The sequence below is a fragment of the Ramlibacter henchirensis genome (genome assembly GCF_004682015.1).
GTDB classification, from domain to species: domain Bacteria; phylum Pseudomonadota; class Gammaproteobacteria; order Burkholderiales; family Burkholderiaceae_C; genus Ramlibacter; species Ramlibacter henchirensis.
Genome location: NZ_SMLM01000003.1, coordinates 448218 through 460950, shown reverse-complemented (window position 1 = coordinate 460950; position 12733 = coordinate 448218). Strand labels below are relative to the sequence as shown.

The window sequence follows — 12733 nt, the reverse complement described above, 5'->3', positions numbered from 1 at the left end:
ATGAAAGCGGCCATCGGCGGGCTCTGATCGTTCGGGGTGCCGTACTCCGAGCCTGGCTAGGAATCTCCCGAGATGGCCCTGGCGGCTTGAGGCTGCCGCGCAAGCAGGCGAAGAGTGGCAGACTAAGGGGGCAATCACCTGCTTGCTCGCACAGGCGGCCAATGTGATCCCCCTCCATTCCCAAGAGCTGTCGGCCATAGCGGCCCAGCTGCTCTCCGCACTCGACGCCTACGAGCAGGCCGCCGATGCGCTCGTGGAGAACTGGAACGACCTTCTCTACTCCGACTGCTCGGAGCTTTTCGATGAAGCTCGCATGTACGCGAGCACGTTGCCGAAAATCCAGGCCCTCTACATCGAGCTGCTGATCTGCCGGTTCGAGCTCATGGAGGCGCTCTGGCGCGAGCGACAGCATCCGGAAGAGATCGCGGAGCAAAGCGCCAAGCACAAGCGGGCGCTGGCCGAGCTGCGCCAGGCGTGCTGGCGCCACTACAAGTCCGGCTGCGTGATCCAAATGGCAGAGAAGAAAAGCCCCTGACCGGGGGCCGGAGGCTTGTCGCCTCTGCCCGCGTCCCGGACCCCGGAGCGCCGGCTTGCATCCGCCGCCGCAACTTCCATACTGACTCCTTCGCCCCGTGCAAGGAGGCTGCGATGTGCTACCTGGCTCGTCAACATCAGGCGCCGGTCGATGATGGCGTCGCGACTCGTCCCGAACATGTTCCTGCCGTGCGCCCCCGTTGGGTGGGCGCCGGCGTGGCGGCGGCACTGGTGGCCGGCTTCGCCGGCGCGGCTTTGCTCGCGCCATTGCCGGATCCGCCGGCCGCGACCGATGAAGCTTCTGTCGGCCCGCAGCCCATCGTCTCCACTGGACTGGGCGCGCCCCCTCTCGAAGCCGGATCCGTTGCGCCGGATGATGGCGTGCCGTCCGTGTCCGACGAGTCCACGCGCGCAGCGGCGCAGCAGAATTGCCATCACGCGATCTGAGCGGTGCTCATCTGGCCTGCCCGGAGGGACTCGAACCCCCGACCTGCTGCTTAGAAGGCAGCTGCTCTATCCAGTTGAGCTACGGGCAGTGAAGCGCAATTGTCTCATTGCGCCCCAGCATCACCACAGCTTGGCGCAGTTGCCCGTGTAGAGGGGCGGGCCCGAGGGCGCGGTGGGCGAGGCGGCGGTTTCGACGGTCACCATCAGCTTGCCGACGTTCGACAGCAGGCGTTCCGAAGTGTCCGGCAGTGGGCTTGTGGCGGAGCCCTTGAGCGGCACGTCCCCGAGCACGAAGGGCGCACCGCCGGCCGGCACGGCCCAGAGCACGAGGCGGCCCTGCGCCGGCGCGTCGATCGGTCCGATGGCCTTGACGGTGAGCGTGCGGCCGTGGCGCAACGAGCTGGCCAGCAGCTTGCCATTGCCCTGCGCGTCGGTCAGCAGGCCGACATAGCTTTGCGGCAGCTTCTGGCCGGCGCGCATCGCCACCCGGTCGGGCGTGAACAGCAGCGAGGGCGCGGACATCAGCAGCGCAACGGACACCGCGGCGCCCGCCACGACGCCACCGAGGCCCAAGCCCACGGGCAGCCCCCACCGCGCGCGGCCCCGAGCGCGTGATTGCGGGCGCGTCCGCGCCTCGATCGCCGCCCACACCCGAGGGGAAGGCCGCACGGGCGCGACCGACTGGCCGAGCAGCCCGAGCCGCTGCTCCCACTGCGCCACCGCAAGCTGCACGTCCGCGCGCTCGCGCTGCAGGCGCTCGAAGCGGCGCCGGGCCCGGGCCGACATCGTGCCCAGCACGTAAGCCGAGGCGAGTTGGTCGACCAGCGCGGGATCGGCGTATCTCACGCGGCGACTCCTTGCGCCTTCAGGCAGTCCTTGAGCTTGTCCAGGCCGCGGCGGATCCACGCTTTCACCGAGCCCAGCGGCGCGCCCATCTGCGCAGCGACCTCACTGTGCGACAGGCCCTGGTAGTACGCCAGCGCGAGGCTCTGGCGATGCGTGCCGTCGAGCGCGTTCATGCAACCGTCGATGGACAGGGCCTGCGTGGCCGCGGTGAAGAGGTCCAGCGCGCTCGGTGCGCTCGCATGCCCGGCGGCGGTTTCGTCGCCCTGTTCCTCATCCAGCTCGGTCTCGTTGCGGCGCGAGCGGCTGCGCAAGGCGTCCAGGGCCTTGTTGCGCACGATGGCGATGAGCCAGGTCATGGGCTGGATCTCCTGCCCGCCGAAATGGCTGCGGTAGGAGGCGGCGTTCTTCCAGATGTTGATGAAGGCTTCCTGCAGCACGTCTTCGGCCGACTGGTGTCTGCCCAAGATACGCAGTGCCACGCCGAACAGATGCGCGTGCGTGCGCTCGTACACCTGCGCGAACGCTGCATGGTCGCCTCGACCGGCAGCCGCGAGCAGATCCTGCAACGTCAGGGTGGAGCTCATCGCGCGGAGTATAGGAAGGCTCAACCGTGACCTTCGTCCGACTCCCTTGCATCCGAAGCACGCGCACTGGTCGTAGCTGCCCCGCGGAGTGCCACGCGCGCCCGCGCACGGAAACACCGACTCATCGAGAGAAAGGACAGTGCACATGGGGTACTTCATCGACATCGCCTCGACTGGCGGCGGCACGGGTTTGAAGGATGCGCGCGGCTGCGTGGTGGGCACCGGATCGGCGGCCGCCGTCGGACACGTGGAGACTGCGCTCGAGTCGATGCTGTCCTATTTCGGCGATCCGATCCCGCGCTCGAGGAGGCCGGGCAATGCGATCCGGGCTGGGCCTATCCGCGCGTCCTCAAGGCCGGGCTGCTGCTCACGCTGGGCGAATACGAGCCGGCCCGGCAGGCGTTCGATGAACTGACGTCCGCCTCCAGGCTGTCCGCCAACGCCCGCGAGCAGGCGCATCTCACGGCCGCGCGCGCCGCCGCGCAGGGCGACTGGGAAATGGCGTGCGAGACCTGGGAGCGCATCGTCGTCGACCATCCCCGTGACGTCGCCGCGCTGCTCTTCGCGCACCTGTTCGACTTCTATCGCGGCGACGCGCTCAACCTGCGCCGCCGCCCGGAACGGGTGCTGCCGCACTGGTCGCCCGACCTGCCGCTCTACGGCTACGTGCTGGGCATGCATGCGTTCGGGCTCGAGGAGTCGGGCCACTATGGACAGGCCGAGGACACGGGACGCGCCGCGCTGGAGGTGAACCGGCGCGATCCCTGGGCGATCCACGCGGTGACCCACGTGTTCGAGATGCTGGGCCGCCACGAGGACGGCACGCGCTGGCTCTCGGGGCGCGCCGGCGACTGGGCCGCCGACAACGGCTTCGCCTTCCACAACTGGTTCCATGCCGCCCTGTTCCACCTCGAACGAATGGACACGGCCGCCGCCCTGTCGGTGTATGACCAGCATCTCGCGCCGGCGACCGACATGGCATTGCAACGCGTGGACGGCACCGCGATCCTCTGGCGCCTCAAGCTGCTGGGGATGGACGTCACCGAGCGCTTCGAGCGCCTGCGCTCCTTCTGGCACGACCGCGGCCCGGCCGCGGGGTTCTACGCCTTCAACGACGTGCATTCGCTGCTCGCGCACATCGGCGCGGGCGATGGCGAGCAGTTCGCGAATTCGCGCGACAGCCTGCTGGCGTGCATGGCCATGCCGGAGTCCTGCGGTTCGTCCAACCGGCGGATGGCTTCGGAGATCGGCCTGCCGCTCGCGCGTGCACTGACCGCGTACGCACGAGAAGACTTCGCGTCCGCGGCGGAAGGCCTGCTGCACGTGCGCGACCGCGCGCACGGCTTCGGCGGCAGCCACGCCCAGCGCGACGTGCTCACGCTCACGTTGCTGGATTCCGCGGTGCGATCGGGCCAGGCCGCATTGGCGCGTCACCTGCTGAACGAGCGGCACATGACGAAGGCGGCCACCGCGCTCACCGCCTACTGGCAGCAGCGCATCGCCGCGGCGTGAGCGCCTAGCGCTTGCTGCGGTGCTTGAACACGTACCGCAGCAGCCGCTGCACCGACGAAGCGCCCGGCAGGCGCCGCACCGCGGGCTCGCGCGGCGGCGCCACCTTCAGCCAGGTGTCGTCGCCGTACTCCTTCTCCACGTCGATCGTGCTGCGCTGGCCGATGTCGCCGAAGCGGCGCTCCAGCCAGGCCGCGGCCGAATCGCGCCCGGCGAGGAAGAGATTGCGGATCAGCACCGGATCGGCGCTGGCGCGGCTCGATCTTGGCAGGTCTTCCATCGCCTTCCAGCCCTCCACCCGGTGCAGGCGCATCGGCCCGCGGCCCTCGGCCAGCTGCGCGCCGTTTTCGACCAGCCGGTTGAACGCATGCGCGAGCCTCACCTGCGTGAGCAGGCTGGCATTGAAGGAAAGCTCCGTCACCCGGTCCAGGATCTCGCCCGCGGCCCGGGGCGTGCCCGGCCGCATCAGCGGATTGATCTGCACGATCAGCGCATCGCGGGCGCGCGATTGCATCACCAGCGGCGTGAGCGCCGGGTTGGCCGAGAAGCCGCCGTCCCAGTAGGCCTCGCCGTCGATCAGCGAGGCCTGGAACAGCTGCGGAAGGCACGCCGAGGCCATGACGGCTTCCACCGTGAGTGCGCGGCCGTGGAAGATCGCCGCGCGCCCGGTGGCCACGTGCGTCGCGGCGACGTACACGCGGTGCGCGGGATCACGGCGGATCGCCTCGAAATCCACCCGCCGTTCCAGCAACGTGCGCAGCGGATTGAGGTCCAGCGGATTGAACTGGTAGGGCGACATCGGCTGCGGCGACAGGAATCCCCAGGCGCCCAGCGGCCCGGACCACAGGCTGGCGAACAGCTTCTTGTGCACCGAGCCCGCCGCGCCGAGCGCCGCCACCTCGTCCCAGAAGCCCGCCAGGCTCTCGCGAGCCGCCTCCCGCGGGTCACGCTTCGCGCGGCGTGCGGTGGCCCAGCCCGTCACCATTGCCACCGCATTCATCGCGCCGGCGCTGGTGCCGCTGATCCCCTCGAACGAAAGGCGTCCGTCTTCGAGCAGCGCATCGAGAACCCCCCAGGTGAAGGCCCCGTGCGACCCGCCCCCCTGCAAGGCCAGGTTGATTGTTGTAGTCATGGAAAATCCGGAGCAATAAGCGTGCGCAATGAGCTCGCAGCATGCGCACGATCGGTGACGCGCTCATGGCCGCTTCGCGGCCACGCCCTCTTCGCGTCAAATCACTTCACCAGGCTGCGGCGGAATCTCTCCGCACCGCCGCTGCCGCCGCCATCGGGAAAATCGTGCGGGTCGAGCCGGTTGCGCCGCCCCTTCAGCGGCGCCTCGATGATCGTGCTCGCACTGTTCTCGCCGTGATCCGGTTTCGCGGGCACGGACGAGGTCGTGTCGGCCTGCGGCGGACCATCGCGGTGGCTGGGACGGGTCGGCATTTCGGGAAAGGACATGGCCCGATCATCGCCGCAACACAACCGGGGGCGGGTAGGTATCGCCTGCATGCGATGTAGGAACGCCACGGCAGAACTTTGCTGCGGCGGACTCCTCCAATTCGGCATGCAGTTCCGACGGTGCGTGACCTGGCTCGGCCTTGCCGCCGCCCTGCTCCCGCTGCACGCCGCGGCGGCCGACCCGCTGAAGTCCGATGCCTGCGGCGCCAGCCTCTCGGCGCTGGACAGTGCGCGCCGACAAGGCTCTGCCGCGCAGGTCGAAGCCCTGCGCCAGCAGGCCACCCGGGACTGCCTCGGCGGCAGCGGCGACGCGCGCCGGCCGTCTCCGGTGGCGCGGGAGCCCATCGTCGTGCCGCCTCCGGTGATCACTGCCGAGCCGGCCCAGCCGTCCAATCCGGCGCCCCCGGCGCCGCCTGTGTTCCAGCCGCCACCTGTCGTGACTTCGTGCGACCTCGGCGGCTGCTGGGACAGCAACGGCACCCGCCTCAACCGTGCAGGACCGTTGCTCATCGGACCTCGCGGCGCCTGCGTCACCTCAGGCGCGACCGTGCACTGCCCATGACACGGCAGCAGCGGCTGACATCGATTGCAAGACACGGCCTACGCGCGCACGGCTCCTGTCGTGGCGCAATGCGGCCCTTGCAGGCACACAGGAGCAGTCGAACGATGGGCCGAAAGATCATCACCGAAGCCGACCGGCAGCGCAGCCCCGCACCGAAGGCCTCGGCGGAATACACCCCGCCGCGCAAGAAATCGGTCGGCCAGAAGGTCAGCCAGGAGCGCGGCGTTTCCACCCGCAACAAGAAGCATCCCGGCAAGCGCCCGCACCAGGGCGGATGACCTCAAGGAGCGACCCGATGAAAGTGGATATCTACCGCCGGCCCGAGCCGCAGCACAAGCTCTCCTTCATTGCCGTGCCGGCTGGCCAGGAGATCCCGCAGGAAGCCATCAACGTCGACTGGCACGTCGTCGCCAACAACGTCGAGATCGACGTCGAGGCGCCGCAGCTGCCGGACTACGGCATTGACGAGGCCGCCAAGCAGATCCGCGAGAAAGGCTACGCGATCACCAGCGTCTACCACCAGGTCGCAGCGGGCGGCTGAGCGCCCTGCGGGGTGCCCGCGGGCCAAGTCCCGCGCAGGACATCGATCCGCTCGCGTGCGGGAAGGAGCGCACGCGCGCAGGGGTGTGCGGCTTCGAGGTTGCAGGAGCCGCTGAAGCGCCGCGGCGCGGGCGGCGACAATCCGGGCATGCAGTACACCGTCCCGGTCCGCACGCTGTGCGAGTTCACCGCCAAGGCCGGCGACCTCGACTTGCGTTTCACGCCGGCTCCGACGGCGCTCGAAGGCCTCGCCGGCCATGCGGCGGTGACCTCCCGCCGCGGCGCGGGCTACGAGCGCGAGGTGACGCTGGAAGGCGAGTTCGGGCGGCTGCGCGTGCGCGGCCGCGCCGACGGCTACGACCCGGCGCGCAACCGGCTGGAGGAGATCAAGACCCACCGCGGCGCCCTTTCGCGGCAACCGGCCAACCACCGCCACCTGCACTGGGCGCAGGCGCGCGTCTACGGCTCGCTGCTGTGCGAGGCGCGCGGCATCGAGTCGCTGGTGGTCGCGCTGGTCTATTTCGACATCGGATCGCAGAAGGAGACGGTGCTGGAAGCGGTCCACACCCGGGCCGAGCTGCGCGCCTTCTTCGAAGCGCAGTGCACGAGCTTTCTCGCCTGGGCCGACCAGGAACTGGCGCACCGCGAGCGCCGTGACGCCGCGATGACCACCCTTGCCTTCCCGCATCCGGACTTCCGTGAAGGACAGCGCGACCTGGCGGAGGCGGCCTACCGCGCCGCCGCGCGCGGGCGATGCCTGCTCGCCCAGGCCCCGACCGGAATCGGCAAGACCGTGGGCACGCTGTTCCCGGTGCTCAAGGCGATGCCGGGCCGCCGGCTGGACAAGGTGTTCTTCCTCGCGGCCAAGACGCCCGGCCGCCAGCTCGCGCTGGACGCGCTGGACCGCATCGCCGCGCCGGGCACGCCGCTGCGCGTGCTCGAACTCACGGCGCGCGACAAGGCCTGCGAGCATCCGGACAACGCCTGCCACGGCGACTCCTGCCCGCTCGCGAAGGGCTTCTACGACCGGCTGTCGGGCGCGCGCGCCGCGGCGCTGGAGCGTGGCCGGATGGATCGCGAGAGCCTTCGCGAGACGGCGCTGGCGCACCAGGTCTGCCCCTATTACCTCTCGCAGGAAGTGGCGCGCTGGTCCGACGTGGTCGTGGGCGACTACAACTACTTCTTCGACGGGTCCGCGCTGCTGCATGCGCTGGCGCAGGAGCACGGCTGGCGCGCCGCGCTGCTGGTGGACGAGGCGCACAACCTGCCCGACCGCGGCCGCGAGATGTATTCGGCGCAGATGGATCCGGCGGCGCTCCACGCCGTTCGCCGCACGGCGCCGCCGGGCGTGAGGCGCTCGATGGGGCGGCTGGCCAAGGCCTGGCACGACCTCGCTGCTTCCCAGTCGACGGACTACGCGAGCTACGAGACCTTGCCACAGGACTGGTTCGCGGCCTTGCAGCACACCGCCGCCACGATCGCCGACCACCTGGCGGAAGCACCGCACGAGCCCGCGCCCCAGCTGCAGCAGTTCTGGTTCGACTCGCTCGGCATGCTGCGTCTGGCGGAGACTTTCGGCGAGCACTCGGTGTTCGACGTCACCCTGCGCGCCGGTCCGCGCGGCCCGCAGGCCCTGCCCTGCATCCGCAACCTGATCCCGGCGCCCTTCCTCGGCCCGCGCGTGCGCGACGCCCATGCGGCGATCCTGTTCTCGGCCACGCTCAATCCTTTCGGCTTCTATCGCGACACGCTCGGCCTGCCCGAGGACACCGCCTCGTGCGACGTAGCGTCGCCGTTCACGTCCGAGCAGTTGTCCGTGCGGCTGGTGCGCAGCATCTCGACGCGCTGGCAGGATCGCGATCGTTCCATCGAGCCGATCGCGGGGCTCATCGCGCAGCATTACGCCGGGCAGCCGGGCAACTACCTCGCGTTCTTCAGCAGCTTCGACTACATGCGGCGGGTGGCAGCGCTCTTGCGCGAGACGAACCCGGAGTTGCCGGTCTTCGAGCAGTCGCCCGCGATGCCCGAGGCGCAGCGGCGCGAGTTCCTGGACCGCTTCGTCGCGGGTGGGCGCGCGATCGGGTTCGCGGTGTTGGGTGGCTCGTTCGGCGAAGGGATCGACCTTCCCGGGGATCGGCTCGTTGGGGCTTTCATCGCGACGCTGGGTCTGCCGCAGGTGAATCCTGTCAACGAGGAGATGCGGCGACGAATGGGACGGGCGTTCGGGGCGGGATACGACTATGCGTACCTGTATCCGGGGATCCGCAAGGTCGTGCAGGCGGCGGGGCGCGTGATCCGGACGCGGGAGGATCGAGGCGTGGTCGTGCTGATCGACGACCGGTTTGCGAAGCCGGAGGTTCGGGCGTTGTTGCCTTCGTGGTGGGAGGTGCAGGCCGTCCAGGCCTGATCTGTCGTTCGGGGTGCACCAGGCTTGGCTCAGCACTCCGCACTTCAGACGCATCGAGCCCTTCAGCGCGCCGACGTCCTACAGAGACTTCCCGACGCGACAACAAAGATGGCGCCTTTGTCGACCACAACCCAAAGGAAGCCTCCATGCAAGCCACCGTTCCCGGCCAGAACAGGACCGGCGCCACCGCCTCGCCCGAGGGCACGCAGGCGATGACCGACGCCGTCAACGAATTGATGCCCCCCGTCCCCATCGACACCGGCGCGATGGAAGCCGAGCGCCTGCTCTACATCGACGAGTCCGAAACCGTCGGCTCGATCCCGCCGTCGCTGGGCATGGACGGCATGGTGAAGTCCGGCATGGCTCGGCTCAAGGGCGCGAACCCTTCGATGCTGATGGACAAGATCGGCGAACGCATCGCCTTCGAGCGCGGCGGCGTGCGGCTGTATGAAGCTCTTTTGGCCAAGTACGAAGCGGCGAGCCGCTCAGGTGACGTGCTGCCGCCCGCGGGCGAGGTGCAGGAAGTCGCCGAGGCCCAGGGCCTGGCCGTGCTCGCGCCGGTCGAGGGCGAAGCCCCCACCCAGACGCTGCAGCGCATCCGCTCCGAGGAACTGGCCCACTTCCAGCTGCTGTGCGCAGCCATGACGCAAATGGGCGGCGACCCGACCGCGCAAACGCCCTGCGCCGACGTGACCGCCACGGCCTCGATGGGACTGATGCAGGTGCTGACCGATCCGCGCACGACGCTGGCCCAGTGCCTCAACACGATCCTCACCGCGGAGCTGACCGACAACGCCGGCTGGGAGCTGCTGATCCAGCTGGCCGAGCAGGCCGGCGAAGGGGAACTGGCCGGGCGTTTCCTCGGCGCGCTTGCGCAGGAGCAGGAGCACCTGGTCACCGTCAAGGGCTGGCTCACGACCCTCGTGACCGAGGGCGCCGGCACTCCTGCGGTCTGAACGACGAACAAACGATCAAGGAGCAGAACACCATGGCGATCAATCTCCTGAATGACAAAGGCATGCCGCTGCAGCGCCAGCGCATGAGCTGGAAGGACATGGTCGGCAAGCCGATCAGCAAGCTCGACGACGACGCCTTCACGCGAGTGCGCATCATCCTGATGAACGGCGTGGAGCTCGACGCCGTGCGCACCAAGCAGATAGCGCTGCGCTGCAATGGGCAGGCGCGCCTGCAACTCGCCGAGCTGATGCGCGTCGAGCAGCACCAGGCCACCACGATCAACTGGCTGCTCGGCCCCGACCATTCGCCGATCGAGACCACCATCGGCTACGAGCAGACCGCCATCGAGGTCACGGCCTCGGTCGCGCAACTGGAGCCCGATCCGTACCTGGCGCAGGCCTACCGCTTCGGGCTGCTGGAGGACTTCGACCACCTCTACCGCTACACCGCGCTGCTGGACCGGCTGGAGGGCAAGGACGCGAACAACATCACGCAGGGCTACACGGACATCGTGCCCGCGCGGGCGACGCTCTTCCACCACCGCGCGCCCGAGCACGAGCTGGTGGAGCCCTACCCGGCCGACGCGGCACTGGCCACCAAGCTGCACGCGCTCACGCTCACCGGCGGCGAGTACCAGACGCACGACTACTACATGAACATCGGACCGATGTTCGCGGACCCGATGGCGCGCCAGCTCTATGCCGAGATCGCCAGCGTCGAGTCGCAGCACATCACGCACTACGGCTCCATGCTCAACCCGAACGAGTCGGTGCTGGAGAAGCTGCTGCTGTCAGAGGCCTGCGAGGTCTGGAACTACGCGGGCTGCGCGCAGCAGGAAACCAACCCGCGCATCAAGGCGCTGTGGGAACAGTTCCTGGACTACGAGCTGGGCCACCTGCAGGCGGCGATGCGGCTGTTCGAGGAAGTCGAGGGCCGCGATCCCGCCGAACTGCTGGGCGACGGCAAGCTGCCGCCCTTCATCGAATACCGCAGCCAGCGCGGGTTCGTGCGCAAGGTGGTCGAGACGGAGACGCAGCTGCGCAAGCGCGGCACCGAATTCGTCGACGAATCGCAGGAAGGCAAGTCGTCGCTGGAGTACCGCAAGGCGGTCAATGCCGGCGGCTCGCCGTCGGAAGCCGTGGCGGCGACCTATTCGTGGATGCCCGGGACGGAGCTCATGCGCGAGCAGGTCGAAGGCCTGCCGACCTGATCAGCAGGCCGGGAAAAACGCCCGGCGGCATCCGCGGCCGGGCGTTCTGACGGCAAGAGCTGCCGCCTGGGAGATCAGCGCGTGCCGGTGCCGCTGCCACCACCGCTCGGGCCGCTGGTGCTGGCGCCCGATGCCGCGCCGCTGCCGCCTTGCGTACCGCTGCCGCCGGCCGCACCGGTCGGATTGGGCGTGGTCGTGCTCTGGTTCATGCTGCCGCTGGCGCCGGTCGGCGTTTGCGTGCGGGTCGAGCCGGTCGGCGACGAGGAGCTGCTGCCCATCGAGCTGCTGCTGCCCATCGAGCTGCCGCTGCTGCCGCCCATGGCCGTGCCGCTGCGGTTGGCGCAGGCGGTCACCAGGGCCGCGGCCAGGCACAGGCCCAGCAATGCGGGAACGCGGGCGTATTTCTTCGAAGTCATATGCAATCTCCTGAGTTGGATGGTGGAGCGCTTTGGAACGCGCCAGCAGTCGCGGCAATCCCTGTACCCGCGCGCACACGGACCGGCCGGGCTGCGGAAGAATGCACGCATGAACCAACATGAGGTGAGCACCCCGCGCCGGGGCCTGGCGGCGCTGCTGTTGTCGACGCTCTTCGGGCGGGCCGCCGCGCAGCCCGCGCCGCCCAGATCCGGCCGCCCGGCACGCGTGGGCATCGTGCTGCTGCACGGCATCGGCGCGACCGGCGAGAGCATGGAGCCGCTCGCGGCGCGCTGGCGCCGCGAGGGCTGGACCGTCAGCACGCCCGACCTTCCCTATGGCGGGCCGGCCGCGTTCAGCCGCGACGTGGCCACAGCGGAAGCCATCGTGTCGGGCGAGCTGGACAAGCTGCGGCGCGCCGGCGCCGAGCGGCTGGTGCTGGCGGGCTTCAGCATCGGCGGCTTCTTCGCAGCGCACATGGCCGGCCGCACGCCGGTCGACGCGCTGGTGTCGATCGCACCCAATGGCGGCTCCGACATGAAGAAGGTGGACGACCAGCTCGCGCGCGCCCGCGAGCTGATCGCGCGAGGGCGCGGCCAGGATCGCACGCTGCTCTACGACGCGGCAGTCGTCGGCGATGAGCGCTACGAACTGCCGAACGCGACGCCGGCGGCCTACGTCTCCTGGTACGACCCCGCGGGCGTCATGAACTGGCGCGCGGTGTGGGGGCGATTGCGGCCCGGCACGCCCGTGTTCCTCGTGGTCCCGACCAAGGACCTGGCCAACCTGCGCAAGGTCAAGCGCGAGCTCTGGGAAGGCCTGCCGCCCCATCCCGCCAACCGGCTTTACGAACCACGAGCGGACCACCTGGGCGCGTCGATGGCATCGGCCGACGCCGCCGCCGCGTGGCTGCGCGAGACGGTCGAGTCACGCGCCTGAACTTCGTCCCCCGCGACGGGCCGTGTCAGCGAGAGCGGACGCGAAGCTTGGCCGTGCTCTTGCATGCAAGACCTTCGCGGCTTCCTAAGGTGACTCCACCGCAACAGCGACACAAGGAGTCCTCCATGAAACAGGATCAAGTCAAGGGCAAGGCGAAGCAGGGCATGGGCGAAGCCCAGGAAAAGGTCGGCCGCATGACGGGCAACCGTGACCAGGAAGCGCGCGGCCACGCGAAGGAACAGGAAGGCAAGGTCCAGAAGAAGGTCGGCGACGTCAAGGACGGCGTCGACAAGATCATCCGCAAGCCGTAATTCGGTCATTCCCGC

17 protein-coding genes and 1 tRNA gene are annotated in these 12733 nt (G+C 69.4%); 12 read left to right on the top strand and 6 right to left on the bottom strand.

Annotation, left to right across the window (positions count from 1 at the left end; translation table 11 throughout):
• Positions 1-142 precede the first annotated feature (142 nt).
• Both EZ313_RS20255 and EZ313_RS20250 read left to right on the top strand, forming a co-directional pair.
• Positions 143-535, top strand: coding sequence for a hypothetical protein (locus tag EZ313_RS20255; protein WP_135265119.1), 393 nt, complete (start codon positions 143-145; stop codon positions 533-535).
• Positions 536-648: 113 nt separating this feature from the next.
• Positions 649-981 carry a hypothetical protein gene (locus EZ313_RS20250; protein ID WP_135265118.1) on the top strand — a complete coding sequence of 111 codons (333 nt, stop codon included), beginning with the start codon at positions 649-651 and terminating at the stop codon, positions 979-981.
• A 12-nt stretch (positions 982-993) separates the two neighbouring features.
• On the opposite strand, the gene EZ313_RS20245 is transcribed toward EZ313_RS20250, so the two are convergent.
• The 3 genes from EZ313_RS20245 to EZ313_RS20235 all read right to left on the bottom strand — a co-directional run bounded on the left by EZ313_RS20245 (position 994) and on the right by EZ313_RS20235 (position 2411).
• Positions 994-1070 (bottom strand) — tRNA-Arg (locus EZ313_RS20245).
• Positions 1071-1101: 31 nt separating this feature from the next.
• The gene (locus tag EZ313_RS20240) at positions 1102-1827 is read right to left on the bottom strand and encodes an anti-sigma factor (protein ID WP_135265117.1); all 726 of its coding nucleotides are present in this window, start codon (positions 1825-1827) and stop codon (positions 1102-1104) included.
• The gene (locus EZ313_RS20235) at positions 1824-2411 is read right to left on the bottom strand and encodes an RNA polymerase sigma factor (protein WP_135265116.1); all 588 of its coding nucleotides are present in this window, start codon (positions 2409-2411) and stop codon (positions 1824-1826) included. The genes EZ313_RS20240 and EZ313_RS20235 overlap by 4 nt, the downstream gene beginning before the upstream one ends.
• Before the next feature lie 145 nt (positions 2412-2556).
• On the opposite strand from EZ313_RS20235, the gene EZ313_RS20230 reads away from it, so the two are divergent.
• Together EZ313_RS20230 and EZ313_RS20225 are read left to right on the top strand one after the other, a co-directional pair.
• Positions 2557-2826: a hypothetical protein gene (locus tag EZ313_RS20230; RefSeq protein ID WP_135265115.1), complete on the top strand. Its 270-nt coding sequence runs from the start codon at positions 2557-2559 to the stop codon at positions 2824-2826.
• Between the two features lie 83 nt (positions 2827-2909).
• Positions 2910-3923 carry a tetratricopeptide repeat protein gene (locus EZ313_RS20225; protein ID WP_135265114.1) on the top strand — a complete coding sequence of 338 codons (1014 nt, stop codon included), beginning with the start codon at positions 2910-2912 and terminating at the stop codon, positions 3921-3923.
• Positions 3924-3927: 4 nt separating this feature from the next.
• Here EZ313_RS20225 and EZ313_RS20220 read toward each other — a convergent pair whose 3' ends face one another.
• Positions 3928-5052 (bottom strand): patatin-like phospholipase family protein, encoded by a 1125-nt coding sequence (locus EZ313_RS20220; RefSeq protein WP_135265113.1) that lies wholly within the window; start codon positions 5050-5052, stop codon positions 3928-3930.
• 101 nt (positions 5053-5153) lie between these two features.
• Positions 5154-5378, bottom strand: a complete 225-nt coding sequence (locus EZ313_RS20215; protein ID WP_135265112.1) for a hypothetical protein — start codon at positions 5376-5378, stop codon at positions 5154-5156.
• Between the two features lie 106 nt (positions 5379-5484).
• Here EZ313_RS20215 and EZ313_RS20210 point away from each other — a divergent pair, with 106 nt between their 5' ends.
• The 6 genes from EZ313_RS20210 to EZ313_RS20190 all read left to right on the top strand — a co-directional run bounded on the left by EZ313_RS20210 (position 5485) and on the right by EZ313_RS20190 (position 11054).
• Positions 5485-5940, top strand: coding sequence for a hypothetical protein (locus EZ313_RS20210; RefSeq protein ID WP_135265111.1), 456 nt, complete (start codon positions 5485-5487; stop codon positions 5938-5940).
• Between the two features lie 104 nt (positions 5941-6044).
• On the top strand, positions 6045-6218 hold the full coding sequence (locus EZ313_RS23380; RefSeq protein ID WP_167772678.1) for a hypothetical protein: 174 nt from the start codon (positions 6045-6047) through the stop codon (positions 6216-6218).
• 17 nt (positions 6219-6235) lie between these two features.
• Complete coding sequence (locus EZ313_RS20205; protein WP_135265110.1) at positions 6236-6481, top strand: DUF6139 family protein; 246 nt, start codon at positions 6236-6238, stop codon at positions 6479-6481.
• A 147-nt stretch (positions 6482-6628) separates the two neighbouring features.
• Complete coding sequence (locus EZ313_RS20200; RefSeq protein WP_135265109.1) at positions 6629-8887, top strand: ATP-dependent DNA helicase; 2259 nt, start codon at positions 6629-6631, stop codon at positions 8885-8887.
• 146 nt (positions 8888-9033) lie between these two features.
• Positions 9034-9843: a ferritin-like domain-containing protein gene (locus EZ313_RS20195; protein ID WP_135265108.1), complete on the top strand. Its 810-nt coding sequence runs from the start codon at positions 9034-9036 to the stop codon at positions 9841-9843.
• A 32-nt stretch (positions 9844-9875) separates the two neighbouring features.
• A complete protein-coding gene (locus EZ313_RS20190; RefSeq protein ID WP_135265107.1) occupies positions 9876-11054 on the top strand; it encodes a hypothetical protein in 1179 nt (392 codons plus the stop codon).
• 74 nt (positions 11055-11128) lie between these two features.
• Here the strand turns inward: EZ313_RS20190 and EZ313_RS20185 are convergent, their stop codons facing one another.
• Entirely contained in the window at positions 11129-11470 is a 342-nt protein-coding gene (locus tag EZ313_RS20185; protein WP_135265106.1) for a hypothetical protein, read from the bottom strand.
• A 109-nt stretch (positions 11471-11579) separates the two neighbouring features.
• Between EZ313_RS20185 and EZ313_RS20180 the strand changes: the two genes are divergently transcribed.
• A complete protein-coding gene (locus EZ313_RS20180) occupies positions 11580-12407 on the top strand; it encodes an alpha/beta fold hydrolase (RefSeq protein ID WP_135265105.1) in 828 nt (275 codons plus the stop codon).
• 125 nt (positions 12408-12532) lie between these two features.
• Complete coding sequence (locus EZ313_RS20175; protein WP_135265104.1) at positions 12533-12718, top strand: CsbD family protein; 186 nt, start codon at positions 12533-12535, stop codon at positions 12716-12718.
• Positions 12719-12733: the final 15 nt, after the last annotated feature.

Bases quoted from the DNA above. Each gene is read 5' to 3' on its own strand.
- EZ313_RS20250 (WP_135265118.1), top strand. From the start codon at position 649: ATGTGCTACCTGGCTCGTCAACATCAGGCGCCGGTCGATGATGGCGTC.
- EZ313_RS20235 (WP_135265116.1), bottom strand. From the start codon at position 2,411: ATGAGCTCCACCCTGACGTTGCAGGATCTGCTCGCGGCTGCCGGTCGA.
- EZ313_RS20230 (WP_135265115.1), top strand. From the start codon at position 2,557: ATGGGGTACTTCATCGACATCGCCTCGACTGGCGGCGGCACGGGTTTG.
- EZ313_RS20225 (WP_135265114.1), top strand. From the start codon at position 2,910: ATGGCGTGCGAGACCTGGGAGCGCATCGTCGTCGACCATCCCCGTGAC.
- EZ313_RS20220 (WP_135265113.1), bottom strand. From the start codon at position 5,052: ATGACTACAACAATCAACCTGGCCTTGCAGGGGGGCGGGTCGCACGGG.
- EZ313_RS20215 (WP_135265112.1), bottom strand. From the start codon at position 5,378: ATGTCCTTTCCCGAAATGCCGACCCGTCCCAGCCACCGCGATGGTCCG.
- EZ313_RS20210 (WP_135265111.1), top strand. From the start codon at position 5,485: ATGCAGTTCCGACGGTGCGTGACCTGGCTCGGCCTTGCCGCCGCCCTG.
- EZ313_RS23380 (WP_167772678.1), top strand. From the start codon at position 6,045: ATGGGCCGAAAGATCATCACCGAAGCCGACCGGCAGCGCAGCCCCGCA.
- EZ313_RS20205 (WP_135265110.1), top strand. From the start codon at position 6,236: ATGAAAGTGGATATCTACCGCCGGCCCGAGCCGCAGCACAAGCTCTCC.
- EZ313_RS20200 (WP_135265109.1), top strand. From the start codon at position 6,629: ATGCAGTACACCGTCCCGGTCCGCACGCTGTGCGAGTTCACCGCCAAG.
- EZ313_RS20195 (WP_135265108.1), top strand. From the start codon at position 9,034: ATGCAAGCCACCGTTCCCGGCCAGAACAGGACCGGCGCCACCGCCTCG.
- EZ313_RS20190 (WP_135265107.1), top strand. From the start codon at position 9,876: ATGGCGATCAATCTCCTGAATGACAAAGGCATGCCGCTGCAGCGCCAG.
- EZ313_RS20185 (WP_135265106.1), bottom strand. From the start codon at position 11,470: ATGACTTCGAAGAAATACGCCCGCGTTCCCGCATTGCTGGGCCTGTGC.
- EZ313_RS20180 (WP_135265105.1), top strand. From the start codon at position 11,580: ATGAACCAACATGAGGTGAGCACCCCGCGCCGGGGCCTGGCGGCGCTG.
- EZ313_RS20175 (WP_135265104.1), top strand. From the start codon at position 12,533: ATGAAACAGGATCAAGTCAAGGGCAAGGCGAAGCAGGGCATGGGCGAA.